Origin of the sequence: Pseudonocardia sediminis (assembly GCF_004217185.1) — a bacterium.
Lineage (GTDB): Bacteria > Actinomycetota > Actinomycetes > Mycobacteriales > Pseudonocardiaceae > Pseudonocardia > Pseudonocardia sediminis.
Map to the genome: position 1 here is coordinate 1,730,820 of NZ_SHKL01000001.1, position 23,044 is coordinate 1,753,863.

Annotated in this window: 21 protein-coding genes; 10 read left to right on the forward strand and 11 right to left on the reverse strand. The window is 73.9% G+C overall.

Annotation, left to right across the window (positions count from 1 at the left end):
• The first annotated feature begins 136 nt into the window (after positions 1-136).
• A complete protein-coding gene (locus EV383_RS08250; protein ID WP_130289361.1) occupies positions 137-1,012 on the forward strand; it encodes a YceI family protein in 876 nt (291 codons plus the stop codon).
• 12 nt (positions 1,013-1,024) lie between these two features.
• On the opposite strand, the gene EV383_RS08255 is transcribed toward EV383_RS08250, so the two are convergent.
• The 4 genes from EV383_RS08255 to EV383_RS08270 are packed head-to-tail and all read right to left on the reverse strand — an operon-like array spanning position 1,025 to position 3,378.
• Positions 1,025-1,501, reverse strand: a complete 477-nt coding sequence (locus EV383_RS08255) for a tRNA (cytidine(34)-2'-O)-methyltransferase (protein ID WP_130289362.1) — start codon at positions 1,499-1,501, stop codon at positions 1,025-1,027.
• A 26-nt stretch (positions 1,502-1,527) separates the two neighbouring features.
• The gene (locus EV383_RS08260) at positions 1,528-1,914 is read right to left on the reverse strand and encodes a VOC family protein (RefSeq protein ID WP_130289363.1); all 387 of its coding nucleotides are present in this window, start codon (positions 1,912-1,914) and stop codon (positions 1,528-1,530) included.
• A 56-nt stretch (positions 1,915-1,970) separates the two neighbouring features.
• Entirely contained in the window at positions 1,971-2,804 is an 834-nt protein-coding gene (locus EV383_RS08265; protein ID WP_130289364.1) for a helix-turn-helix domain-containing protein, read from the reverse strand.
• A gap of 40 nt (positions 2,805-2,844) precedes the next feature.
• Positions 2,845-3,378 (reverse strand): amino-acid N-acetyltransferase, encoded by a 534-nt coding sequence (locus EV383_RS08270; RefSeq protein ID WP_130289365.1) that lies wholly within the window; start codon positions 3,376-3,378, stop codon positions 2,845-2,847.
• Between the two features lie 34 nt (positions 3,379-3,412).
• On the opposite strand from EV383_RS08270, the gene rimO reads away from it, so the two are divergent.
• The 4 genes from rimO to EV383_RS08290 all read left to right on the forward strand — a co-directional run bounded on the left by rimO (position 3,413) and on the right by EV383_RS08290 (position 7,160).
• Positions 3,413-4,918 (forward strand): 30S ribosomal protein S12 methylthiotransferase RimO, encoded by a 1,506-nt coding sequence (gene rimO / locus EV383_RS08275; protein WP_242622966.1) that lies wholly within the window; start codon positions 3,413-3,415, stop codon positions 4,916-4,918.
• Positions 4,915-5,547 (forward strand): CDP-diacylglycerol--glycerol-3-phosphate 3-phosphatidyltransferase, encoded by a 633-nt coding sequence (gene pgsA, locus EV383_RS08280; RefSeq protein ID WP_130289367.1) that lies wholly within the window; start codon positions 4,915-4,917, stop codon positions 5,545-5,547. The genes rimO and pgsA overlap by 4 nt, the downstream gene beginning before the upstream one ends.
• Positions 5,548-5,710: 163 nt before the next feature.
• Positions 5,711-6,097, forward strand: a complete 387-nt coding sequence (locus EV383_RS08285; RefSeq protein WP_130289368.1) for a helix-turn-helix domain-containing protein — start codon at positions 5,711-5,713, stop codon at positions 6,095-6,097.
• Positions 6,098-6,305: 208 nt separating this feature from the next.
• Positions 6,306-7,160 carry a PspA/IM30 family protein gene (locus EV383_RS08290; RefSeq protein WP_130289369.1) on the forward strand — a complete coding sequence of 285 codons (855 nt, stop codon included), beginning with the start codon at positions 6,306-6,308 and terminating at the stop codon, positions 7,158-7,160.
• A 154-nt stretch (positions 7,161-7,314) separates the two neighbouring features.
• Here the strand turns inward: EV383_RS08290 and EV383_RS08295 are convergent, their stop codons facing one another.
• Positions 7,315-8,154: a DNA-formamidopyrimidine glycosylase family protein gene (locus tag EV383_RS08295; RefSeq protein WP_130289370.1), complete on the reverse strand. Its 840-nt coding sequence runs from the start codon at positions 8,152-8,154 to the stop codon at positions 7,315-7,317.
• A gap of 83 nt (positions 8,155-8,237) precedes the next feature.
• Between EV383_RS08295 and EV383_RS08300 the strand changes: the two genes are divergently transcribed.
• Entirely contained in the window at positions 8,238-8,696 is a 459-nt protein-coding gene (locus tag EV383_RS08300; RefSeq protein ID WP_130289371.1) for a hypothetical protein, read from the forward strand.
• A 4-nt stretch (positions 8,697-8,700) separates the two neighbouring features.
• Here the strand turns inward: EV383_RS08300 and EV383_RS08305 are convergent, their stop codons facing one another.
• Positions 8,701-10,161 (reverse strand): glycosyltransferase family 39 protein, encoded by a 1,461-nt coding sequence (locus EV383_RS08305; RefSeq protein WP_130289372.1) that lies wholly within the window; start codon positions 10,159-10,161, stop codon positions 8,701-8,703.
• 144 nt (positions 10,162-10,305) lie between these two features.
• Positions 10,306-12,285, reverse strand: a complete 1,980-nt coding sequence (locus EV383_RS08310) for an acetoacetate--CoA ligase (RefSeq protein ID WP_130289373.1) — start codon at positions 12,283-12,285, stop codon at positions 10,306-10,308.
• A gap of 216 nt (positions 12,286-12,501) precedes the next feature.
• On the opposite strand from EV383_RS08310, the gene EV383_RS08315 reads away from it, so the two are divergent.
• The 3 genes from EV383_RS08315 to EV383_RS08325 all read left to right on the forward strand — a co-directional run bounded on the left by EV383_RS08315 (position 12,502) and on the right by EV383_RS08325 (position 15,607).
• Positions 12,502-13,713 (forward strand): L,D-transpeptidase, encoded by a 1,212-nt coding sequence (locus EV383_RS08315; protein WP_130289374.1) that lies wholly within the window; start codon positions 12,502-12,504, stop codon positions 13,711-13,713.
• A 119-nt stretch (positions 13,714-13,832) separates the two neighbouring features.
• Positions 13,833-14,780, forward strand: coding sequence for an ATP-binding cassette domain-containing protein (locus EV383_RS08320; RefSeq protein WP_130289375.1), 948 nt, complete (start codon positions 13,833-13,835; stop codon positions 14,778-14,780).
• The gene (locus EV383_RS08325; protein WP_130289376.1) at positions 14,780-15,607 is read left to right on the forward strand and encodes an ABC transporter permease; all 828 of its coding nucleotides are present in this window, start codon (positions 14,780-14,782) and stop codon (positions 15,605-15,607) included. Before EV383_RS08320 ends, EV383_RS08325 begins: the two co-directional genes overlap by 1 nt.
• Positions 15,608-15,738: 131 nt before the next feature.
• On the opposite strand, the gene EV383_RS08330 is transcribed toward EV383_RS08325, so the two are convergent.
• From EV383_RS08330 to EV383_RS08340, 3 genes are read right to left on the reverse strand one after another with little or no spacing between them, the layout of a single operon-like run.
• Positions 15,739-18,921, reverse strand: coding sequence for an ATP-binding protein (locus EV383_RS08330; protein ID WP_130289377.1), 3,183 nt, complete (start codon positions 18,919-18,921; stop codon positions 15,739-15,741).
• A gap of 39 nt (positions 18,922-18,960) precedes the next feature.
• A complete protein-coding gene (locus tag EV383_RS08335) occupies positions 18,961-19,374 on the reverse strand; it encodes a DoxX family protein (RefSeq protein ID WP_130289378.1) in 414 nt (137 codons plus the stop codon).
• 47 nt (positions 19,375-19,421) lie between these two features.
• A complete protein-coding gene (locus EV383_RS08340) occupies positions 19,422-19,877 on the reverse strand; it encodes a MarR family winged helix-turn-helix transcriptional regulator (protein WP_242622967.1) in 456 nt (151 codons plus the stop codon).
• Between the two features lie 140 nt (positions 19,878-20,017).
• Between EV383_RS08340 and EV383_RS08345 the strand changes: the two genes are divergently transcribed.
• Positions 20,018-21,130, forward strand: a complete 1,113-nt coding sequence (locus tag EV383_RS08345) for a cytochrome P450 (RefSeq protein WP_242622968.1) — start codon at positions 20,018-20,020, stop codon at positions 21,128-21,130.
• 27 nt (positions 21,131-21,157) lie between these two features.
• Here EV383_RS08345 and EV383_RS08350 read toward each other — a convergent pair whose 3' ends face one another.
• Positions 21,158-23,035 carry a flavin-containing monooxygenase gene (locus EV383_RS08350; RefSeq protein ID WP_130289379.1) on the reverse strand — a complete coding sequence of 626 codons (1,878 nt, stop codon included), beginning with the start codon at positions 23,033-23,035 and terminating at the stop codon, positions 21,158-21,160.
• Positions 23,036-23,044 lie beyond the last annotated feature (9 nt).

Here is a 23,044-nt window from a genome sequence, read left to right on the forward strand (position 1 = left end):
CCACGAGCGGTGAGTGGTTTTCCCCGCGCGAGGGTGAAGCCGGGGGCACCCGTCGTGGGAGAGTGTGCCGGGCCGATGACGACCGCGGCCCGCGCATGCCCGCGCGCCGGAGCGGGCCCGAGGAGGTCGGCACACGGTGTTCTGGAAGAAGGGGCGGGCGGCTCGTCCCCGTCGCGGGACGACCGATCGGCACGCCCTGGTGCCGATCCCGCTCACCGGCGGGGTGCTCAGCGGGCAGGTCCGCGACAGCGAGGGCGGTCCGCTGCCCGGCAGCGAGATCTCCGTCCTGGACACGGGTGACCGCCGGGTCGTGCACGTCGAGGCGGACCCGTTCGGACGCTTCGCCGCCGCCCTGATGCCCGGCCGCTACCGGGTGCGCGTCGAGTCCGGCGGGTTCCAGCCCGTCACCGACGGCGTCGAGGTCCAGTGGGGATCGCACGCCGAGATGGGCACGGTCAGCCTGGCCGAGGACCCGGAGCTGCGCCCGCCGCATCCGGGGCTCTACACGATCGACCCGGACCACTCGTCGGTGCGGTTCGTCGCCCGGCACATCGGGCTGTCCAAGGTCTACGGCCGGTTCAACAAGTTCTCCGGCCAGATCCGGATCACCCAGCCGTTCGAGGAGTCCTCGGTCGACGTCGTGATCGAGGCGGCGAGCGTGGACACCAACGTCGAGGCCCGGGACACGCACCTGCGCTCCCCGGACTTCCTCGACGTCGAGCGCTTCCCCGAGCTGCGCTTCTCCAGCATGCGTTTCGTCGCCCACGGCGGGAACCGGTGGACCATCGACGGCGACCTCACCCTGCACGGCCTGACCAGCGACGTCTCCCTGGACACCACCTTCCTGGGGCAGGCGGAGTGGAACGGCGAGCGGGTCGGTGCCGTCGCCACGACCCAGCTGCACCGCGAGCACTTCACGCTCAACTGGCAGCAGACGATCGCCAAGGGCCTCCCCGTCGTCGGGTCGACGATCGAGATCACCCTCGACGTGCAGGCCGTACGCCAGGGCTAGTCGTCCCCGACGTCAGCGCGCGGCCGCGAACCCGTGCTGTCGCCACGCCTCGAACGTGGCGACGGCCGCGGAGTTGGCCAGGTTCAGCGACCGTGAGGTGGGCAGCATCGGCAGCCGGATCCGGTCGGTGACGGCGCCGGCGTGCAGCACCGACGCCGGTAGCCCGACCGACTCCGAGCCGAACATCAGCACGTCACCGGGGGCGTAGGCGACGTCGGTGTGCAGCCGCGTCGCCGACGCGGTGAACGCATACACCGACGGCGTCACCGCCAGTCCGGCCAGGTGCTCCCACATCGCGGCGGTGTCGTCGTGGATCCGGACGTCGGCCAGGTCGTGGTAGTCGAGCCCGGCCCGGCGCAGCTGCGGCGTCTCCAGGGTGAACCCGAGCGGGCGCACCAGGTGCAGCTCGACGCCGGTGTTGGCGGCGAGGCGGATGACGTTGCCGGTGTTCGGCGGGATCTCCGGGGCGTGCAGCACGATGCGGAACACACCCGGAGTCAATCATCGCGGGTCGATCACTCGTACCAGGTCCCGAAGCTCCACAGGTTGCCCTCGGGATCGGTGACGACGAACTGCCGGCTCCCGTAGTCGGTGTCCTCCAGCGGGCGCACGACGGTCGCGCCGGCGGCGGTGGCGGTCGCGAACCTCGTGTCCGGGTCGTCGACGACGAGGTGGATCGACGACGTGCCCGGCGAGCGCCCGCAGCCGGGCGCGGCCGGGCCGAGCATGAGCCCACCGACCTGGCCGGTCGGGCCGGTCCAGGTCAGCTCGGCGTGGTGGACGACGTCACCGTCGCCGTAGACGACGCGTTCGTACAGGCCGAACGCGCTCGTCAGGAACGTGATCATCGCTCGGGGATCGGTGCAGGTCAGGGCGGGCCAGAGGCTCGGAACGTCGCTCATGGGGCAAGCCTGGCGCCTGCCCCGGCGGCGGGTCTTGGACGAAACGGAGCACCGTCTCAGGACGGTCGTTCGGCGAGCCACTCGGTGGCGGTGAGCCCGGCGAGGTCGCGGAAGTCGCGGGCCAGGTGCGGCTGGTCGGCGTAGCCGCAGACGGCGGCGACGTCGGCGAGCCCGGGCCGGGCGGGGGAGCGCAGCAGGTCGCACGCCCGCTCGAACCGGATCAGCCGGGCCGCGGTCTTGGTGCCCAGACCGGTCTCGGCGCGGAACCGCTCGCCCAGGTGCCGGCGGCTCCACCCGACCTCGCCGGCCAGCTCGGTGACCCGGGTGGTGCCCCCGGTCGCGAGCAGCACGTCCCAGGCGCGGACGATCTCGCGCGCCGGTTCGCCGGGGGAGTCCCGGTTCCCGATCACCCGGCACAGCTCGCGGTCGAGCAGCGCGAAGCGGGCCGGCCAGGTCGGCGCCTCGCGCAGCCGGTCGAGGATCGAGGTGATCTCCGGCAGCAGGACGGCGAGGTCGACGACGTCGCCCCCGAGCTGCCCGGCGGGCAGCCCGAGCAGGTCACGGGCTCCGCGCCAGGTCAGGCGCAGCTGCATCCCGGTCTGCGCGGGGCCGGTGGCGATCACCGCGGGTGAGCCGTGCAGTCCGGCGACGGAGGTGACGTAGCGCCCGGGGGAGCGCGCCGGATCGGGGGCGCGCAGGAGCTCCATGTCGCCGTCGAGGCAGAGCACGACGGTCAGGTGCCCGCCCGGGACGCCCTGGTGGGTCCCGGGCGCGGTCGCGCCCTGGCGCCAGGCCCAGATGTCGGTGACGTGCCCGCGCAGCCGCGCCGACGGCCGCCACCGGTGTGCGCCGTCCTCGTCGATGCCCGGGATCGCCCGCCCCGCACCCATGCCGGTCACGATATCGCCGTCGGCAACCCCGGCCCGCCCCTCAGAGGAGCAGCAGCATCCGTACGTTGCCCAGGGTGTTCGGCTTGACGTGGGCGAGGTCGAGGAACTCCGCGACGCCGGCGTCGTAGCTGCGCAGCATGGCGGCGAAGACGTCGGCGGAGACGGGGGTGCCGTCGATCTCGGCGAAGCCGTGCCGGGCGAAGAACTGCTTCTCGAACGTCAGCACGAACAGCCGGGACAGGCCCAGGTCGCGGGCGCCGGAGATCAGCGCGTCGCAGATCGCGTGCCCGACCCCGTGCCCCACGACCGACGGGTGCACCGCCACGGTCCGGATCTCGCCCAGGTCCTCCCACAGGACGTGCAGCGCGCCGCAGCCGACGACGCGTCCGTCGACCTCGGCGACCAGGAACTCCGGGACCGCCTCGTAGAGGGTGACGGTCTCCTTCGCCAGCAGCACCCGGCCCGCGTAGGCGTCGACCAGGTCGCGGATGGCGCGCACGTCCGGGGTACGGGCACGACGCACGGTCACGGGGGGTCCGGCAGCAGGCACGTCCGCCGAGGGTAGACGGGCCATCTCACGGCGCGCGGGCGGCGTCTACCCTATGGCCGTGTCCCATCCTGTTCCTGAAGGCGCGCCCCGGCGCGCGGCCCTGCTCACCCTGGGCTGCGCGCGCAACGAGGTCGACTCCGAGGAGCTGGCCGGACGGTTGACCGGCAGCGGCTGGGAGCTGGTCGACGCGGAGTCCGGCTCGCCGGACGTGATCCTGGTCAACACCTGCGGTTTCGTCGAGCAGGCGAAGAAGGACTCGATCGACACGGTCCTCGCCGCCTCCGACGTGGCCCGCCCGGCCGGGGCGAAGGTCGTCGCGGTGGGGTGCCTGGCCGAGCGCTACGGCGCCGACCTGGCGAAGGACCTCCCCGAGGCCGATGCCGTGCTCGGCTTCGACCACTATCCGGAGCTCGCCGAGCGTCTCGGTGACGTCCTGGGCGGGCACGCCCCGGCCCCGCACGTCCCGGTGGACCGGCGCACGCTGCTGCCGATCTCCCCGGTGCAACGGCCCGCGGCCAGCGCCGACGTCTCGGTCCCCGGCCACGACTGGGTGCCCGACCTGGGCGCGGTGGGGACCGGCCGCCGACGCCTCGACGACGGCCCCGTCGCCTCGCTCAAGCTCGCCTCGGGCTGCGACCGGCGCTGCACGTTCTGCGCGATCCCCTCCTTCCGCGGCAGCTTCGTCTCCCGTGCGCCCGCCGACGTGCTCGGCGAGGCCGCGTGGCTCGCCTCGCAGGGTGCTCGCGAGCTGGTGCTGGTCAGCGAGAACTCGACGTCCTACGGCAAGGACCTGCCCGGCGGCACCCGGGCACTGGTCGACCTGCTGCCGCTCCTGGGCGCGACCGAGGGCGTGGAACGGGTGCGGGTCAGCTACCTGCAGCCGGCCGAGATCCGCCCGGACCTGCTCGCCGCGGTCGCCGGCACGCCCGGCATCGCCCCCTACTTCGACGTGTCGTTCCAGCACGCCAGCGCCACGGTGCTGCGCCGGATGCGGCGCTTCGGCTCGCTCACCGACTTCCTGGACCTCTGCGAGCGCATCCGCGCCCTGGCCCCGGAGGCGGGCATCCGCAGCAACGTGATCGTCGGGTTCCCGGGCGAGACCGAGGAGGAGCTCGCCGAGCTCGAGGCGTTCCTCAACGGTGCCCGCCTGGATGCGATCGGCGTGTTCGGCTACTCCGACGAGGACGGCACCGAGGCGGAGACCTTCGAGGACAAGCTGCCCGCCGAGGTCGTCGCGGCGCGGGTGTCGCGGATCTCGGCGCTGGCCGACGAGCTGATGACCCAGCGGGCCGAGGAGCGGGTCGGCACCGAGGTGATCGTGCTGGTGGAGACGCCGGCGAGCGACGAGGACGACTGCGCCGGCCGGGCCGCGCACCAGGGCCCGGACGCCGACGGCGAGTGCGTGTTCGTCGACGGTGACGGTCCGGACGTCGAGGACCTCGCGGTGGGCGACCTGGTCCGGGCGACGGTCGTGGACTCCGAAGGCGTGGACCTGCTGGTCGAGGCGATCGAGGTGCTGCCCCGCGGGGTCGGCGAGCCGGTGGCCGCGGCGGTGTCGGGGTGAGCCCTCCGGCCGGCCGGGCCGACGGCTCGACCGTGCCGGTGTCGGGGCAGGCGCCCCTGCTCAACATCGCCAACGTCCTGACGGTCATCCGGATCCTGCTGGTCCCGGTGTTCGTGGTGGTGCTGTTCACCGCCGGCGGCCGGGACGTGGACTGGCGCCTGGCCGCATTCGGCGTGTTCGCCGTCGCGGCGTTCACCGACCGTCTCGACGGGCAGCTGGCCCGCAGCCGCGGGCTGGTCACCTGGTTCGGCGCGCTGGCCGACCCGATCGCGGACAAGGCCCTGACCGGTGCCGCGCTGATCGGTCTCTCGGTGCTCGGCCTGGTGCCCTGGTGGATCACCGTCGTGATCATGGGCCGCGAGCTCGGGGTGACCGCGCTGCGCCTGGTCGTGCTGCGGCACGGGGTGATCCCGGCCAGCCGCGGCGGCAAGGCGAAGACGGCCGCCCAGACGCTCGCGATCGGGCTGTTCCTGCTGCCGCTGCCGATGCTGCTGCCCTCGGTCGCGCCGTTGATGCTGGTCGTCCAGTGGGTGGCGCTGGTGATCGCGCTGGTCCTGACCGTGGTGACCGGTGTCGACTACGTGGTGCAGGCGCTGCGGGCCCGGGGCGCGCGGAGCGCCCGGCCCTGAGCCGGGGGCGTCCGGGGGACCGGGGTGTTCGCCCTGGGCGGACGACTCCGGGGGTGTCGGCGGGGACGGAATCGTGGCCGAGTCGGTACGGTGGACCCACCGGGAGAGCGGTGTCGGGCATGGGCCCGGATCCGTCCCGGTGGCACGAACTCCAGGAGGGCACATGCTGCTGCGGGAAGCGATCGGCAGTGGTCTGCGGCGGGTGCGCACGGCGCGCCGGCGGACACTGCGCGACATCTCGCGGGCGGCGCGGGTGAGCCTCGGGTACCTCTCCGAGGTCGAGCGCGGCCGCAAGGAGCCCTCCAGCGAGCTGCTCGCCTCGATCTGCGAGGCCCTCGACGTCACGGTGCCGGAGCTGCTCTCGTCGGCGGCCGAGGAGATGGCCCTGGAGCTGGCCGGCCCGGTCGGCATCGCCACGCGCTCCGACGAGGTGCTGGTCCCGATCGGGCAGCGGCACGCGGAGCTGCGCCTGGCCGGCCGTCCGAGCGGCGCCCCGGCACTGGGCACGGGCTCGAAGGGCACCCCGGTCGCGAGCGTCCGCGCGGCCTGACCCCGCCCCACACGGCCCACGCTGCGGCGTTATTGTCGGGGCTCACTGGCACGGGTGTACGACCCGGTGACAGGATGGGTGTTGCCGATGTGGTGTGCGGCGACCGCGGGGGGAATCGCGGGGTCGGCCGGATCGGTGCAGCCCGAGCAGCGGGTCCACCATCGGAGACGCTGTCCAGCGATGTCGCACGCGGAGGTAGACGGAGCAGATGGCCAACGGATTCACGAAGTTCTTCAGCTATCTGTCAGCCCTGTTCTCGTCGAAGGTGGACGAGCACGCGGACCCGAAGGTGCAGATCCAGCAGGCGATCGAGGACGCGCAGCGCCAGCACCAGCAGCTCTCCCAGCAGGCCGCGGCCGTCATCGGCAACCAGCGCCAGCTGGAGATGAAGCTGAACCGGCAGCTGGGTGAGATCGAGAAGCTCCAGTCCCAGGCCCGGCAGGCGCTCGTCCTCTCCGACCAGGCGCGGGCCCAGGGCGACGAGAACAAGGCGCAGCAGTACGAGCAGGCGGCGCAGGCCGCGGCGACCCAGCTGGTCACCGCGGAGCAGAACGTCGAGGACCTCAAGACGCTGCACGACCAGTCGATCGGTGCCGCGGAGCAGGCCAAGAAGGCCGTCGAGCGGAACTCGATGATGCTCCAGCAGAAGATCGGCGAGCGCACGAAGCTGCTCAGCCAGCTCGAGCAGGCCAAGATGCAGGAGCAGGCGGCCAAGTCGCTGCAGAGCATGAGCGAGCTGTCGGCTCCGGGCAACGCGCCGTCCCTGGACGAGGTCCGGGACAAGATCGAGAAGCGCTACGCCAACGCGCTCGGCTCGGCGGAGCTGGCCCAGAACTCGGTCCAGGGCCGCATGCTGGAGGTCCAGCAGGCGACGACGGACATGGCCGGGGCGAGCCGCCTCGACCAGATCCGCGCGTCGATGGAGGGTCGTCCGGTCGCCGGACAGGTCGGGCAGGGTCAGAGCACCCCGGCCGTCGGTGCGGGTCAGGCGGAGCAGCCCACCCAGCAGGTGCCGGCGTCGCCGCAGGCCAACCCGCAGCAAGGGCAGACCGGGACGAACTGACCCTCCGCACCACCGTCACACCACGGAGCCGCGCCCGATCCGGGCGCGGTTCCGTCGCGTCTGCGGCGCCGTCTCCCGGGTTCATTGCCTCCGAGGGGACACTTCGGGGCTCCGGGCGCCGCGAAGGGACCCTTCGGGACGCCCGACGTCCCGGTCAGCGCCGTCCGGCAGGGGAGGAGCGGCGGCGTTGCGGGCGCGGGGCCGGGCCGGCCTGGCAGCGCGGGCACCAGTAGGTGACGCGGGCATACGGGGCGAGGCCCTGGTCGGCGGTCCGGATCCGCGTCCCGCACCGGCGGCACGGTCGTCCGGGGCGTTCGAACACCCAGTGCGCCTCGCCGGCGGCGAGCGACCCCGTCGTCGTCTGCTCGGGGCGGTCGGCGTTGGAGAGCAGCAGCTTGCGGCTCAGTGCGATGACGCCGGCCAGGTCAGGGGTGTCGCGGACGAGGACCCACGGTGTGAACCCGGACAGGAAGCAGATCTCGTTGCGGTAGAGGTTGCCGACCCCGGCCATCACCCGCTGCTCCAGCAGGGCCAGGCCGATCTCGTGGTCGCCGCGGGCGGTGAGACGGCGCAGGGCCTCGGCGGCGTGCGCGTCGTCCCACTCCGGGTCGAGCAGATCCGGGCCCAGGTGCCCGACGAGACGGTCCTCGTCGTCGGTGGGCAGCAGCTCCATGTCGTGCAGGGCGAACCCGACGGCGACCCGCTCGTCGGTCTCCAGGACCGCCCGCGCCTCGTGCGCGGCCCGCTGCCAGCGGGTGCCGGGCCGGTAGAGGTGCCAGGCGCCGTCCATCCGGAAGTGGCTGTGCAGGCTGCGTCCGTCGTCGAAGCGGGTGAACAGGTGCTTACCGACCGGCACGACGCCGGTGACGGTCAGCCCGGCCAGGTCGTGCTCGACGAGCCGGGGGTGGCGCAGCTCCCCGCGCAGCAGGCGGTGCCCGGCCAGCGCGGTGTGCATCCGCTTGCCGGCGAGATACACGGTGTCTCCCTCGGGCATCCGACGACGGTACTGCGCCCCGGCCGGTCCCGCCGGGATGCACCCGCGAGCCCCTGATGGTGGGGCCCACTAGGGTCGGGCGTGTGCACCAGGGTCTGCAGAAGGTCATGTTCGGACTGACGAGCATCGCCGTGGCCCTGGTGGTCACCGGCTGCGGCGGCACGAACGCCGTCGAGGTGTCCGGCCCGCCGACGCCGACGTTCCCGCCCGGCGTCGTACCCAGCGCGACCCTGGACGACACCCGCACGAAGCTGTCGTCGATCGCGCAGGACGAGTGCGCCCGCGACGACCCGGCCACGATCTATCCGACGTGCGCCCGCTTCGTCGGGGAGGTCCAGGCCGTGCTGCCGGCGATCCGGGAGCAGGCGCCGCGGGCCACGCAGGCGGCCGACACCGTCCAGACGGGTCTGCAGCGGTTCGTCGGTGGCGGGTGCGTCAACGCCGCCAACTCCGGCCCGGCGGGGGAGCCGCAGACCTGCGGCCCCGCCCTGGGGACGCTGCAGCAGGACCTGCGTTCGCTCGTCACCGCCGTCGGGCGCTGAGCTCCTACTCGACCGTCAGCGTCCGCATCCGCGGCCAGATCTCCGACCACGGCCCGGTCCGCCCGGTGGCCAGCCACAGGCCGGCGTCGCCCTCGCCGCCGACCCGGCGCACGTCGCGGAAGAACGGGCGCAGGTCGTCGCCGGTCTTGCCGAGCGACAGGACGGTGTCGACGTCCTCGGGCGGCGGCGCGAAGTAGCCGTAGCTGCGGTTGCCGCTGTAGGCGGGCGGGAGGCCGTACTCGTCGCGGTAGGCATCGATGTACCCGGCGTAGATGTAGGACTGGCCGAACACCGCCGTCCGTTCCCGCTGCGCCGGCGGGAGCGCGTCGTAGGCGGCGGCGACCTCGGGCACGATCTTCTGCGGCACCGCGGCGGAGGCGTAGGGCACCGACACCGCCAGCGGGCCGGCCGCGACCGCCGCACTGACCACGTACGCGGGCCACGCGACCCACCGCAGACGCCGGTGCCCGGCCTCGCGACGCCGCTGCAGGCCCAGCGCACCGGCGGCGGCGAGCAGCCCGTACGAACCGTCCATGTAGTACGCCCGCCCGGCCGTGACCACGAAGAACACGTACATCACCACCGCGGCGACCCCGAGGAAGCGGTACGTCCGCAGCTCCGCGGCCATGAGCAGGCGACCGGTGCCGTAGAGACCGAGCACGGTCCCGGCGACCCCGGCGCAGACGACCAGCAACGCCGCGACACCCCAGCGCCCGCCGAACAGGTAGTCGGCCTCCGCGGCGGCGATCGCGCCCATCCGCAGCTGCGGCCAGCCGTGCACGGCCTGCCAGACCAGGGTCGGCGCGGCGATCAGCGCGGCGATCCCGGCGCCGGCGGCGAGCATCGGCCGTCGCAGCAGCTCCCGCGGGCCGAGGGCGAGCACGCACAGCGCCATCACGGCGCACAGCGCGAGCACCTGGAACTTCGTCAGCGCGGCGATCCCGACGACCACGCCCAGGACGAGCAGCAGACGGTCGTCGCGCACCCGGATCCACCGCACGAGCAGCCAGAACACCAGCAGCCACTGCACCGGCTCGAGCGTGTACGGGGTCAGCCAGTGCCCGGTGAAGGTGATCCACAGAGCGGTGGCCTGCGCCCCGGCCGTCAGCACCTGGGCGCGCCGGTCGCCGCCGAGCTCCCGGGCGATCAGCGCCGCGATGACGACGGCCGCGGCGGTGGCCAGCACCGCCGGGATCCGCAGCGCGAGGATCGAGCCCGGGGCGATCGCGTCCATCAGCGCCGCGAGCAGCGGACTGACCGGCGGGACGTCGGCGGCCCCCCAGTCGAGGTGGTCACGGCCGATGGCGAGCACCTGCAGCTCGTCGAACATGTAGCCGTCGCCCAGCACGGACGCCACGAGGTGCACGACCGCCACGGCGGCGGCGATCGACAGGACGGGCAGGCGCGCGAGGCGCGGGACGGCGCCGGTGGCGGCGTTCGGAGCGGTCCCGATGGTCGTCGTCATGATCTCCCCCAGGTCGTCTCGGACCGGCCCAGTACAGCGCGGACGGCTCGATGATCTCTGCGGGACGACGTCGGCAGCCGGGCCGACCGACGTCGGCCGCGGTGGCGACTTTCGTCGGTGTCCCCGGGAGACCTCCCGGCGAGGTCAGCCCCTCGCGCGCACCGCCTCGACGTAGGCGCCGACGGCGTCCGCCCCGGTCACGGCGTCCGCGCTGATCACCTCGTCGGCCGCGCGGCCCTGCAGCACCTGCTTGACCGGCTTCTCCAGCTTCTTGCCGGTCAGCGTGCGCGGCACCGCGGGCACCGCGGCGATCAGGTCCGGGACGTGGCGCGGGGACAGCTCGCGCCGCAGACGTCCGGCGATGCGGGAGCGCAGGTCGTCGTCGAGCTCGGTGCCCGGCGTCAGCGCGACGAACAGCAGCAGGTCACCGGACCCGCCGCCGGCGGTGTCCTCGATGTGCACAACCAGGCTGTCCGCGACCTCGGGCACGTCCTCGACGACGGAGTAGAACTCCGCGGTGCCCAGCCGCACCCCGCCCCGGTTGAGCGTCGCGTCCGACCGTCCGGTGATCACGCAGCTGCCGCGCTCGGTGAAGATCACCCAGTCGCCGTGGCGCCAGATGCCCGGGAAGAGGTCGAAGTAGGCCTCGCGGTAGCGGGAGCCGTCGGTGTCGTTCCAGAACCCGACCGGCATCGACGGCAGCGGCGCCCGCACCACCAGCTCGCCCAGCTGCCCGACGACCGGGTTCCCGGCCTCGTCGAACGCGGCCACGTCGAGCCCGAGCCCGGGCCCGGACATCTCGCCGCGGTACACCGGCCGCCACGGCCCGCCGCCGACGAACCCGCTGCACACGTCCGTGCCGCCGCTGATCGGGTTGAGCAGGACGTCCGGGCCCAGGTGCTCGTAGATCCAGTCGAAGGCCTCGGGCGGCAGCGGGGCGCCGGTCGTGCCGATCTGGCGCAGCTCCGGCCACCGCTGTGGCACCACACCCTCCTTGCGGCAGGACATGATGTAGCCGGGGCTGACGCCCATCAGCGTCGCGCCGGTCTCCGCGGCGAGCGCCCACTGGGCGTTCAGGTCGGGGTGGAGCGGGTTGCCGTCGAGCAGCACCAGCGCCGCCCCGCGCAGCAGCGCCGAGATCGTGATGTTCCACATCGCCCACGCGGTCGTGGTGAACCACAGGACGCGGTCGCCGGGGCGGGAGTCCAGGTCGAGGCCGTGCAGGCGCAGGTGTTCGAGCAGGATCCCGCCGTGCCCGTGCACGATCGCCTTCGGCAGGCCGGTCGTGCCGGAGGAAAACAGCACGTAGAGCGGGTGGTCGAACGGGACCGCGTCGAACGTCGGCGGTCCGGGCTCGGAGAGGAAGTCCGACCAGCTCAGGGCGTCGGCGACGGTGTCGGTCACCGGGTGGTCGCCGTAGTCCAGCGCGACGACGTGCCGCACGCTCGGCAGGCCCGCGGTGATCGTCGCCAGCTCCTCGCGCTGGTCGATGACCTTGTTCCCGTACCGGTAGGACGCGACCGCGACCAGCACCGACGGCTCGACCTGCCCGAGCCGGTCGACCACGCTGCGCGCGCCGAACTCCGGGGCGCACGCCGACCAGATCGCGCCCAGGCTCGCCGCGGCCAGGAAGACCACGATCGCCTCCGGCACGTGCGGCAGGTAGCCCGCGACCCGGTCCCCGCGCCCGACCCCGAGCCGCACGAGCCCGGCCCGGGCCGCTCCGACCTGCTCGCGCAGCTCGCCGAACGTCAGCTCGATCGGCTCGCGGGTCTGGGAGCGGGCGACGATCGCGACCCGGTCGGCGTCGGAGCCGGGGTCGTCGAGGCTGCCGACCATGTGCTCGGCGTAGTTCAGCGTCGACCCCGGGAACCACTGCGCGCCGGGCATCGCGGTCGAGCCGAACACCCGCTCGTAGTCGCCGCGGACTCCGAAGTGGTCCCAGATCGAGGTCCAGTACTCCTCGGGCTCGGCGACCGACCAGCGCCACATCTCGTCGAAGGAGGAGAACTCCTTGCCCTGCTCCCGCGCGAGCCACTCGCGGTAGTCGCCGATGCCGGTTCCCTCGGGTGAGCCCGCGGGACGGAGAACGGTGCCGGTCGGGGTCTGGGCGACGTCGCTCATGGACGGAGATCATGCCGGTTCGCCCCGCGACGGCGAAAGGCTCGGCGTTATGTCGGGATCGCTGTCCGGATCATCCCGGGCCGTCCGACCTGCGAGAACACCACACCGATCCGTGCCGGGGCGGTGCGGCGGAGACACCCCCGGCGGGTCCAGAATGGCGCTCGCACGACCCGGTCCGACGGTCCGGGAACGAGCGTGGAGACAGGAGTGCCGGACATGTCCCGCCCGCAGAGGAAGAGCTGGGTCTCGCTGTGTCTGGGGGTGGCGGTACTGGCCTCGATCGGGCTCGGCGTGACTGTGGCGACCGATCCGGACGCCGCCGCCGAGGCGCTCCCGGGCATGGGATCGGCGGTCGCCGCGGCCCCACCGGCCCCCGCCACGGTGACGATCTCCCCGGCGTCGGGGACCGAGATGGACCCGTCGGACCCGATCACCGTGACGACGGTCGGTGGCGTCGCCCGCGCCGTGCACGTCACGAACTCCGGGACCGGCAAGGCCGTCGCCGGCACGCTCTCCCCGGACGGGCACACCTGGACCTCCACCGGCGACCTCGGCTACGCGAGCACCTACGCGGTGTCGGTGGACACCACCGGTGACGGCGGCAGCCCCGGTCACCGGGACGGCACGGTCGACACGGTCTCGCCGACGCAGCAGGCGTACCCGTCGCTGATCCCCGCGCCGTCGTCGCCGTCGGTCGGGGTGGGGCAGCCGATCGTGGTCCGCTTCGACCACCCGGTGACCGACCGGGCGACGACGGAGAAGCACCTGCACGTGACGTCGGACAAGAAGCAGGAGGGCAGCTGGTACTGGCTCTCCGACGACGAGGTGCACTACCGCCCGCAGGTCTACTGGAAGGCCGGCAGCACGCTGACGGTGAACACCGACCTCTACGGCGTCGACCTGGGCGGGGGCACCTACGGCGCCACCGACCGGACCGAGACGGTGAAGATCCACGACGCGTGGGTGGCCAAGGCCGACGGAAAGTCCGAGCAGATGCAGCTCTTCGACAACGGCAGGCTGGTCACGACGATGAAGATCAGCCTCGGCTCGCCGGGCTTCCCGTCGCACACCGGCCCGCACGTCATCTCCGACAAGCAGCCGACGATCACGATGGACTCCTGCACCTACGGCGTCTGCGCCGGTCAGCCCGGGTACTACAAGGAGAAGGTCGACCTCGACGAGCGGATCTCCAACGACGGCGAGTTCGTGCACGCCGCGCCGTGGTCGGTCGGGCAGCAGGGCAGCTCCAACGTCTCGCACGGCTGCGTCAACCTCGCCCCGGCCGACGCGCAGTTCTTCTTCGACCACTTCGGCGTCGGGGACGTCGTGGAGATCACGAACTCGGGCGGGCCGCCGCTGCCGGTCTACGACACCTACGGCGACTGGGAGCTGCCCTGGTCGCAGTGGCAGCAGGGGTCGGCGCTGTAGAACCCGGTTTCACACCCCCCGGGGCCGGTGACACCGCGACGACACCGCGGTGAAGCCGGGCCCGGAGAACCTTCGTCCCGCAGGTGGCCACACGGGCCACCGTGACGAGACGAGGGGCCATGACCGACTCCCCACCCGCGATCCGGGTCACCGGGCTGCGGAAGTCCTACGGCGGGAAGACGGTGCTCGACGGCGTCGACCTCGACGTCGCCGCCGGCACGATCTTCGCGCTGCTCGGCCCGAACGGCGCCGGCAAGACCACCACCGTGCAGATCCTGTCCACGCTGATCGCCCGCGACGCCGGAGAGGTCGCGGTCGCCGGGCACGACCCGGACACCGAGCCGGACGGCGTGCGCGCCGCGATCGGCGTCACCGGGCAGTTCTCCGCCGTCGACGGCCTGCTCACCGGCCGCGAGAACCTGATCCTGATGGCCGACCTGCGCCACCTCGGCCGGGTCGAGGGACGCCGGCGGGCCGACGAGCTGCTGGAGCGCTTCGACCTCGTCGAGGCCGCCGGGAAGCCGGCGTCGACGTACTCCGGCGGCATGCGCCGCCGCCTGGACCTGGCGATGACGCTCGTCGGCGACCCGCGGATCATCTTCCTCGACGAGCCGACGACCGGCCTGGACCCGCGCAGCCGCCGTGCGGTGTGGGCGGCGGTCCGCGAGCTCGTCGCGGCCGGGGTCACGATCTTCCTGACGACCCAGTACCTGGAGGAGGCCGACCAGCTCGCCGACCGGGTCGCCGTCCTCGACCACGGCGTCCTGGTCGCGCAGGGGACGCCCGACGAGCTCAAGCGGCGCGCTCCCGGCGGGCACGTGCGGCTGCGGTTCGCCGATCCCGTCGACCTGGGCCGTGCGGCCGGGGCGTTCGACGCGCTACGCCGTGACGACGACGCGCTCACCCTCGACGTCCCCGGCGACGGCGGTGTCGCCTCGCTGCGCGCCCTGCTCGACCGGCTCGACTCCGCCGCGGTCGAGGTCGCGGACCTGACCGTGCACACCCCCGACCTGGACGACGTCTTCCTGGCCCTGACCGGCACCCGCACCGCGAAGGAGACCGTGTGATGAGCACCGCCGTCGTATCCGGGACCAGGGTCACCGCCCGGCGCCCGTCCCGCGCTCTGGCCGACGCGGCCACCATGACCCGGCGCAGCCTGCGCCACATCGTCCGTTACCCGTCGCTCACCGTGCTGCTGGTCGCGATGCCGGTCGTGTTCCTGCTGCTGTTCGTCTTCGTGTTCGGCGGCACCCTCGGCGCCGGGCTGCCCGGGGGAGCGGGCGGTCGCGACGCCTACCTCGCCTACCTGACCCCGGGGATCCTGCTCGTCGCCGTGACGTCCGCGGCCCAGGGCACGGCGATCACGGTCGCCACCGACATGACCGAGGGGATCGTCGCCCGGTTCCGGACGATGTCGATCTCGCGGGCGTCCGTGCTGACCGGGCACGTCGTCGGCAGCGTCGCGCAGGCCCTGCTGTGCGTCCTGGTCCCGCTCGGGGTCGCGCTGGCCATCGGCTACCGGCCCTCGGCCGGGCCGCTGGGGTGGCTCGGGGTGCTCGGGGTCGTCACGCTGCTGGCGCTGGCGCTGACGTGGCTCTCGGTCGCCCTCGGCATGGTGTCCAAGAGCGTCGAGACGGCCAGCAACCTGCCGATGTTCCTGACCCTGCTGCCGTTCCTGTCCAGCGCTTTCGTGCCCGCCGCGTCGATGCCGGCCGGTCTGCGCGTCGTCGCCGAGTACCAGCCGCTCACGCCGGTGATCGAGACCCTGCGCGCCCTGCTGGACGGGACCCCGGTCGACGGCAGCGCCGGCCTGGCCGTGGCCTGGTGCGCAGTCATCGGTATCGGTTCCTACGCCTGGTCGCTGCGGCTCTACAACCGCGACCGCGCGAGCTGAGGAGGACCGGCGATGGACATCACCGCGATCACGAGCTGCCGGTCACCTGGACCCCCTGACCCGATGAACGAGAGCTCCTCCCGTCCGGCGGGGGTGGACGGGAGCAGCTCTCGCGCGAGGGCTGGGGTGGTTCAGCGACGGAGGTGCTCGCGCACGGCGGCGAGGGTGGCGGCCCGTAGCTCGTCCGGGCCGAGCGAGGCGTACGCCGCCACGGCCTCGGCGTAGGCGTCGGGGTCGGCCTCCTCGGCGACGTGGCGGGCGCCGGCGCTCGACATCGTCGCGGCGAAGTTGCGGGCGAAGTGCAGGCGCTGGGCGAGTGCGACGAGGCGGGCGGCCGCCGTGGGATCGCGGCCGGCGTCGACGACGGCGAGTCCCAGCACGGCCGCCCCGCACCAGGGGAAGCCGAACCGGAACGACGGCACCGGCACGGCCGGGTCGGCGAGGACCCGTTCGAGCAGGCTCGGTAGGGCGGCGGCCACGTCGGGGACGAGGTCGAGGCGGCCGTGCCGCTCGTGCGCGGCCAGCGTCGCGGCCAGGACCTCGAGGGTGCCCGCCGTCGTCCCGGCGACGACGTAGGAGGTGTCGAGGTCCATCAGGGCCGACGCCTCCCGCCAGCGGGCCAGGCCGGTGGCGACGTCGCCCAGCGACAGCGCGATCTCTGCGTGGAGCCCGCGCAGGTAGCCGGCGGTGCCGCCGTCGGAGCTCTCCAGCTCGGCGATGACCTGGGCGAACCGGTCGTAAATCTGCCCGGCGTCCTCGACGGACCCGCAGGCCAGATGGGCCAGCATCAGCCCCCACTGCAGGTTCGCCGGGTCGAAGACGGTGCCGTGCGACCCCAGCACGCGAATCGCCTCCTGCGAGTGGCGCCGCGCCTGCTCGCCCCGTTCGAGCTGCAGGCACACGTCGCTCATCCGGTTGCGGGCGATCACGTGCATCCACGGTGTGGCCGCCTCGTCGAACGCGTCCAGGGCGGCCTGCGCGCACGTCAGCGCGCCGTCGAGGTCGCCCTCGTACTCGCGCACGTAGCTGGCCAGCTCGTACGCGGCCCCGGTCGCGAGCGGCAGCCGCCCCTCCCAGAGCTCGTGCAGCGCCGACGGCCCGCCGGTCATCGCGACCAGGACGGCCGCGACGGCCCGGACCGCGGTGTCGCCAGGGGCGGGCGGGAGCCGGTGCAGGGTGACCAGCGACCGCGTCGCTCGCGGACCCTCGAGCGTGAACACCCCGGCCGCGCACAGGGTGGCCGCGGTCCGGGTCACCTCGACGAACCCCGGCCCCGGGCGGTGGTGCGAGAGCAGCGGTCCGGTCTCCGCGGCCAGCCCGGCGACCCGGACGACGTTCGTCTCGGCCGTCCACATCGCACCGAGCGCGGCCGCCGTCGCGGCGACGGTGTCGCCGTCGTCGCGGGCCAGGCCGTGGCGCAGCGCGGCGAGCAGGTTGTCCTGCTCGTCCCGGATCCGTTCCATCGCCGGGCGCGGCGCCGGACCGAACGGTGCGTCGTGGTGGCCGGCCCCGAACGCGCGTGCCCAGGCCAGGAACCGTGACGTCGCGGCGTCGGTCTCGCCGGCGGACTCGCGGTGCGCCGAGCAGAACTCCCGGACCGTCTCCAGCATCCGGAACCGCGCACCGCCGGCGGCGTCGGAGACACCGAGCAGCGACTGGTCGACCAGGTGCTCCAGGACCGGGAGCGCGTCGGCGTCCAGGACGTGGCCGGCGGCGTCGGTGGTGAAGCCGCCGGGGAACACCGACAGCGTCCGCAGCGCCGCCCGTGCGCCGGGGTCGAGCAGCGTCCAGCTCCAGTCGACGACGGCGTGCAGCGTGCGGTGCCGCGCCGGGGCGTCCCGGGACCCGCCGCGCAGCAGCGCGAACCGGTCGTCGAGGCGCTGCGCGATCTCCCCGACCGAGAGGGCCCGCACCCGAGCCGCGGCGAGCTCGACGGCCAGCGGCAGCCCGTCGAGGTGCCGGCACAGCTCGGTGACGGCGTCGGCGGGCAGCTCGACGCCGGGCCGGGCGGCGCGGGCGCGCCGGCCGAACAGCTCCACCACCGTCGGCAGCGTCAGCTCCGGGAGCGGGTGGACCGACTCCGAGGACAGCCCGAGCGGTGCCCGCGACGTGGTCAGCACCCGGAGCCCGGCGCTGCGCGCGACCAGGGCCGAGACCAGGTCGGCGGCGCCGTCGACGACGTGCTCGCAGTTGTCCAGGACCAGCAGCACCGGGCCGCGGCCCAGGGCGTCGACGATCCCGGTGAGCGTGCCGGACGCCGACGCGGCGGTCGGGGTGCGCAGCGTGTCCCCGGCCCCGAGCGCCGACGCCACCTCTCCGGCGACGTCGCCGTCGCCGGACACGCCGGCGAGCCCCACGACGTGCACCGTCCGCTGCTCGGCGCGGCCGGCCACCGCGTGCGCGAGCCGGGTCTTGCCCAGCCCGCCGGGCCCGACCACCGAGACGACCCGGGACCCGCGCAGCATCGCCAGGACCGCGGCGACGTCGTCGTCGCGGCCGAGCAGCGGGTTCGGCTCGTGCGCGACGCCGTGCCGCACGGCGGGGGATCCGGCCTCGAGCAGCTCGCGGTGCAGGTCCTGCAGCGCCGGGCCGGGATCGGCGCCGAGCTCGTCGCGCAGCGCCCGCCGGTGGGCGTCGTAGCGGGCCAGCGCGGCGGCCGGGCCGGTCACGGCGGCCTCGGTGCGCAGCAGGGCCAGCAGCACCTCCTCGTCGCGGGGGGTCCGACCGGCGGCGTCGGCCAGTGCGGGGAGCGCCTCGGCGTGGCGGGCCAGGCCGGCCAGCGCGAGCGCCCGTCCCCGGCGCACCGCGCGGTGGTCGGCCAGGGACGCGACGCGCAGGACGGTCAGCGGATCGTCCCCGGCGTCCTCCCCACCGTCGCCGACGGTGCCGTCCCACAGCCCGAGCCCCGCCTCGGCCGCGGCCAGCACCGCGGCGGGGTCGGCGTCGTGATAGGCGCAGGCGCGTGCGTACGCCCGCAGCGCCGTGACGTCGATGCTCTCCTCGGGCACCGCCAGCCGGTACCCGGCCGGGGTGCTGGCGACGACGCCGTCCCCGAGCCGGGAACGGGCCCGCGAGACCAGGACCTGCAACGCCTTGCCCGGGTGATCCGGGCGGTCGTCACGCCAGAGGTCGGCGATCAGGCGGGCGGCGCTCGATCCCGACCGCGGCTCGGCCGCCAGCAGCGCGAGCAGCTCCCGCAACCGGGTACCGCTCACCTCGCGCCCGCGGTACGACACCCCGGACAGCAGCCGCAGCTCGACCCCCGGCTCGCCCGCGCTCCCGCCGGACGTGCGGTCCCCCTCCGCGCGACTCACGCGGCGAGCGTAGCGACCGGGCGGTGGTCGTCCGCCGAGTTACGCAGTCACCCGTCCCGGTCCGTCGGACACCCGGCCCCGCACACGCGGACGGGCGACCCGCCACGCCCACCAGATCAGCGGGATCTGCAGCGGCAGGCGCCCGTAGGCGATGGCCTGCTGGCCCGCCGAGCGGTCCGACCAGTCGATCGCCATCGCGATGTTGGCCGGGAACACGGCCACGAACAGGGCGACCGCGGCGTACCCGCCGACCCGCCGGGTGCGCGGCACGGCGATCAGCCCGGCCACGGTCAGCTCCGCGACGCCGGAGAGGTACGTCCAGAACCGGGGGTCGCCGGGCAGCGGGCCCGGGATCATCGCGTCGAACGGGTCGGGAACCACGAAGTGCGCGACCCCGGCGACCCCGAGGAACGCGGCCAGGAACCGGGCCGCCCACACCTGCCGGGTCGTCATGGCCCCGATCGTCCCAGTCCCGCGACGACGGCGGGGGAGGTCGTGGATCACAGGTCGCGGATCCGGGCCTCGGTGCTCGACTCGGCCCTCTCCATGAACCGCAGCAGCGTCGCCAGCTCGGCGGGTCCGAGGTCGGCCAGGTCGGCGCGGTGGCGTTCGACGAGCGGGTCGTAGAAGGCGGCGACGCGGTCCAGGCCCTCGGGGACCGGCTCGACGAGGACCCGGCGGCGGTCGGCGGGGTCGGGCACCCGGCGCACGAACCCGGCAGCGTCCAGCCGATCGATCATGCGCGACGCCGACCCGGTCGTGAGGTTGACCCGCTTGGCCAGCTCACCGGGGGTGGCGGGACCGTGGTTGGCCAGCACGTAGAGGGCCTGCAGGTCGGTCCAGGTGACGCCGAGCCGGTCGGCGATCATGCCGTTGAGCTGGATGATCGGTATCTGCCATCCGGCCAGGGCCAGGAGCACCCGGCCCTCCAGCTCGTCGCGGTCCGGCCCGCTCACGTTGACACCCGCATCCGCCCATTCTACTGTCCCACGCAGTATCTGCGTGACGCAGTAAATGTGTGACACAGATACTGCGCGGCGCGTCGTTTCCCGGTGGAGGACGGTGGCATGTCGCGCACCGACGGCCAGGAGGCCCCGTGTCCGACGTGACCTGCCCCTTCGCCCCGTCCACGCGGGGTCTCGACGAGCCGGACCCGGTCCGGCCCGCACTGCGCCGGTCCGGGCCGCTCGTCGAGGCGCAGGCCCCCGCGGGCGGCCCGGTGTGGATCGTGACCGACGCCGAGCTGGCCCGGGCCGTGTTCGCCGACCCGCGGATCAGCAAGGATCCCGCCCTCGCACCGCCGTCCTGGGACCCGCGGGTCGCAGGGCTGGAGCCGCCGGCGGCACAGCAGCCGGCGCTGACGACGCTGGAGGGGGAGGCCCACGCGGCACTGCGGCGGGCCCATGCGCCGCTGCTCGCCGCACGGCGGATGCTCGCCGGCTACGACCAGATGATGGCCATCGCCCGCGAGCTGCTCGGCGCGCTCGGCGACGGACCCGTCGACCTGACCGAGGACTTCAGCACCCGCTACCCGCTGACCGTCGTCTGCGACGTGCTCGGCGTGCCACGCGACCGCGTCGACGACGCGATCGCCGCCTGCCGGGGGATGTACTCCGACGACCCGGCCCTGGTGGGCGCGGCGATGGGCGCCTTCGCCGACCTCGCCGCGGCGGCGGTGCGCAGCGGGGACGGGATCGCGGCGGAGCTGGCCGGCCGGATGCCGTCCGGGACGACCGGCGACGACCTGCACTACCAGCTCTTCGCCCTGCTGTTCGCCGGTCAGCTCACGACCGACCCGGCCGTCGGGTTCCTGGTCGCGCGGGCGCTCGCCGAGCCGGGCGAGCCCGAGGAACTCGTCCGCGAGACGTTGCGCGAGCATCCGCCGGCGCCGTTCAGCCTGTGGCGGTTCACCGCGACCGAGATCGAGCTCGCCGGTACCCGGCTGCCCGCCGGTGCGCCGCTGCTCGTCGACATCGAGGGGATCAACGGCCACATCACCCCCGGCGAGCAGGACCTCAGCTTCGGCGGGGGCCACCACTACTGCGCCGGGGCGCAGCTCGCCCGCTACGAGCTGCAGGCCCTGGTCGAGGTGCTGCGCACCGACCACCCGGACGCGCGGCTGGCCGTGTCCCGCTCCGAGCTGCGTGCGGTGTCGCCCGCCGGGATCGGCGGGAGCCGGCTCGCCGCACTCCCGGTGATCCTGCGCTGAGCCCTCTACGGGTCCGTCGTGGCCGTCTCAGCCCCGGGCGGGCTCGACGTCGAAGTCGGCCAGGTCGGCGGTGCGGGTCATCTCCCAGTAGTCCACGATCCGCCACGGCAGCGCGGAGACGACGCGGCCGGCGTCGTTGCGGTACCAGTTGCCCATCCCGGGGTGGGTCCAGATCATCCGGTCGTGGGCGTCGTCGTGGCGGGCGACGTAGTCGGCCTCGGTCTCCTCGCGCACCTCGGCCGCGCCGATCCTGCGCTGCGCCATCTGCACCAGCAGGTCGACGATGTAGCGGACCTGGCACTCGGCGATCGTGATGTAGGACCCGCCGTGCCCGAGGACGGTGCCCGGCCCGCAGGTCAGGAACAGGTTCGGGAACCCGGCCGTCGCGATGCCCAGGTGCGCGGTGGCGTCGTCGTCGCCCCAGACCTGTGCGGTGGTGCACCCGTCGCGGCCGAACACGTCCATCGGGTGCAGCACCTTGTGCGTGTGGAACCCGGTGGCCAGGACGACGACGTCGGCGGCGACCTCGGTGCCGTCGGCGCCGCGCAGCCCGCGCGGGGTGATCGCGGCGACCGGCTCGGGCACGAGGTCCACGTTCTCCCGCCGCAGCGCGGCGAACCACCCGTTGTCGAGCAGCATCCGCTTGCCGAACGGCGGGTAGTCCGGAAGCGCCTTCTCCCGCAGGTCCGGGCGGCCGTCCAGTTCGGACTCCAGGTACCGGGTGAACACACGCCGGTGCGCGTCGTTCATCGCGTTCACCGACCGCTCCGGGTGCTCCCACTCCGGGTCCACCTGCAGCGACGGGTGCACGCGGTCGCCGGTGTTCCAGCTCAGCCGGGTGCGGTACCAGAGACGGTAGAACGGCACATGCTCCATCAGGTGGTGCATGCCCTCCGGTACGCCGGAGAAGTAGACGTCGTTCGGCGCCACCCACTGCGGGGAGCGCTGGAAGATCGTCAGGTGCTCGACGTCGTCGGCGATCGCGGGCACCACCTGCATCGCGCTCGCCCCGCTGCCGACGACCGCGACCCGCTTGCCCGCCAGGTCCAGGTCCTGCGGCCACCGCGCGGTGTGGAAGATCGGCCCGGCGAACGTGTCCAGGCCCGGGATCGCCGGCACCTTCGGCTTGTTGAGCTGTCCGGTCGCGGTGATCACGACGTCGGCGACGAGCGCGTCCCCGGCGCTGGTGCGGACCGTCCAGTGCTGGGCGTCCTCGTCGTAGACGGCGGAGGCGACCTCGGTGCCGAACCGGATCCGTGACCGCAGCGCGTGCTCGTCGGCGACGTCGCGCAGGTAGGTGATCACCTCGTCGCGCTTGCCGAAGTGCGTCGACCAGGCGCGCGGGGCGAACGAGTACGAGTACAGGTAGCTGGGGGTGTCCACGCCGGCGCCGGGGTAGGCGTTCTCCAGCCAGGTGCCGCCGACGTCGTCGTTCTTCTCCAGCACCACGTGCTCGATGCCCGCCCGGTCCAGCTCGATCGCGGCCAGCATCCCGGAGACCCCGGCCCCGATCACGATCACCGACGGCCCGGTGCCGGGCTCGACCCTGCGCACCGGCTCGTCGACGAAGCCCATGTCCCGCGCGGCCATCTCGCCGTACTCGGGCGTCACCGGCTCGCCGACGGCGAGGGTCATCAGCTCGACGAGCTCGTCGCCGGTGGGGGCGGGCAGGGCGGGCTCGCCGCCGGCCAGGACGGCGTCGCAGACCGCCGCGCGGATCTCGGCGGCCACCTCGGGGGCGAACCCGCCGCCGTCGTTGTCCTCCATGCCGCGGCTGCGGGTCGGGCGGTAGGGGTCGGCGAGCCAGCGGCGGTCCCCGGTGAGCTGGACGAGCACCGGCACGAGCGAGGGTAGGTTCGCGTACTCCAGCGCGGCGGCCAGGGTCTCCCGGTCGGTGCCGGCCATCGGGTCCTC

What these genes read in the sequence shown, in the direction of transcription:
- EV383_RS08260 (WP_130289363.1), bottom strand. Translation starts at nt 1,914, where the DNA reads ATGAGCGACGTTCCGAGCCTCTGGCCCGCCCTGACCTGCACCGATCCC.
- EV383_RS08265 (WP_130289364.1), bottom strand. Translation starts at nt 2,804, where the DNA reads ATGGGTGCGGGGCGGGCGATCCCGGGCATCGACGAGGACGGCGCACAC.
- EV383_RS08270 (WP_130289365.1), bottom strand. Translation starts at nt 3,378, where the DNA reads ATGGCCCGTCTACCCTCGGCGGACGTGCCTGCTGCCGGACCCCCCGTG.
- EV383_RS08285 (WP_130289368.1), top strand. Translation starts at nt 5,711, where the DNA reads ATGCTGCTGCGGGAAGCGATCGGCAGTGGTCTGCGGCGGGTGCGCACG.
- EV383_RS08290 (WP_130289369.1), top strand. Translation starts at nt 6,306, where the DNA reads ATGGCCAACGGATTCACGAAGTTCTTCAGCTATCTGTCAGCCCTGTTC.
- EV383_RS08295 (WP_130289370.1), bottom strand. Translation starts at nt 8,154, where the DNA reads ATGCCCGAGGGAGACACCGTGTATCTCGCCGGCAAGCGGATGCACACC.
- EV383_RS08305 (WP_130289372.1), bottom strand. Translation starts at nt 10,161, where the DNA reads ATGACGACGACCATCGGGACCGCTCCGAACGCCGCCACCGGCGCCGTC.
- EV383_RS08310 (WP_130289373.1), bottom strand. Translation starts at nt 12,285, where the DNA reads ATGAGCGACGTCGCCCAGACCCCGACCGGCACCGTTCTCCGTCCCGCG.
- EV383_RS08315 (WP_130289374.1), top strand. Translation starts at nt 12,502, where the DNA reads ATGTCCCGCCCGCAGAGGAAGAGCTGGGTCTCGCTGTGTCTGGGGGTG.
- EV383_RS08320 (WP_130289375.1), top strand. Translation starts at nt 13,833, where the DNA reads ATGACCGACTCCCCACCCGCGATCCGGGTCACCGGGCTGCGGAAGTCC.
- EV383_RS08325 (WP_130289376.1), top strand. Translation starts at nt 14,780, where the DNA reads ATGAGCACCGCCGTCGTATCCGGGACCAGGGTCACCGCCCGGCGCCCG.
- EV383_RS08335 (WP_130289378.1), bottom strand. Translation starts at nt 19,374, where the DNA reads ATGACGACCCGGCAGGTGTGGGCGGCCCGGTTCCTGGCCGCGTTCCTC.
- EV383_RS08350 (WP_130289379.1), bottom strand. Translation starts at nt 23,035, where the DNA reads ATGGCCGGCACCGACCGGGAGACCCTGGCCGCCGCGCTGGAGTACGCG.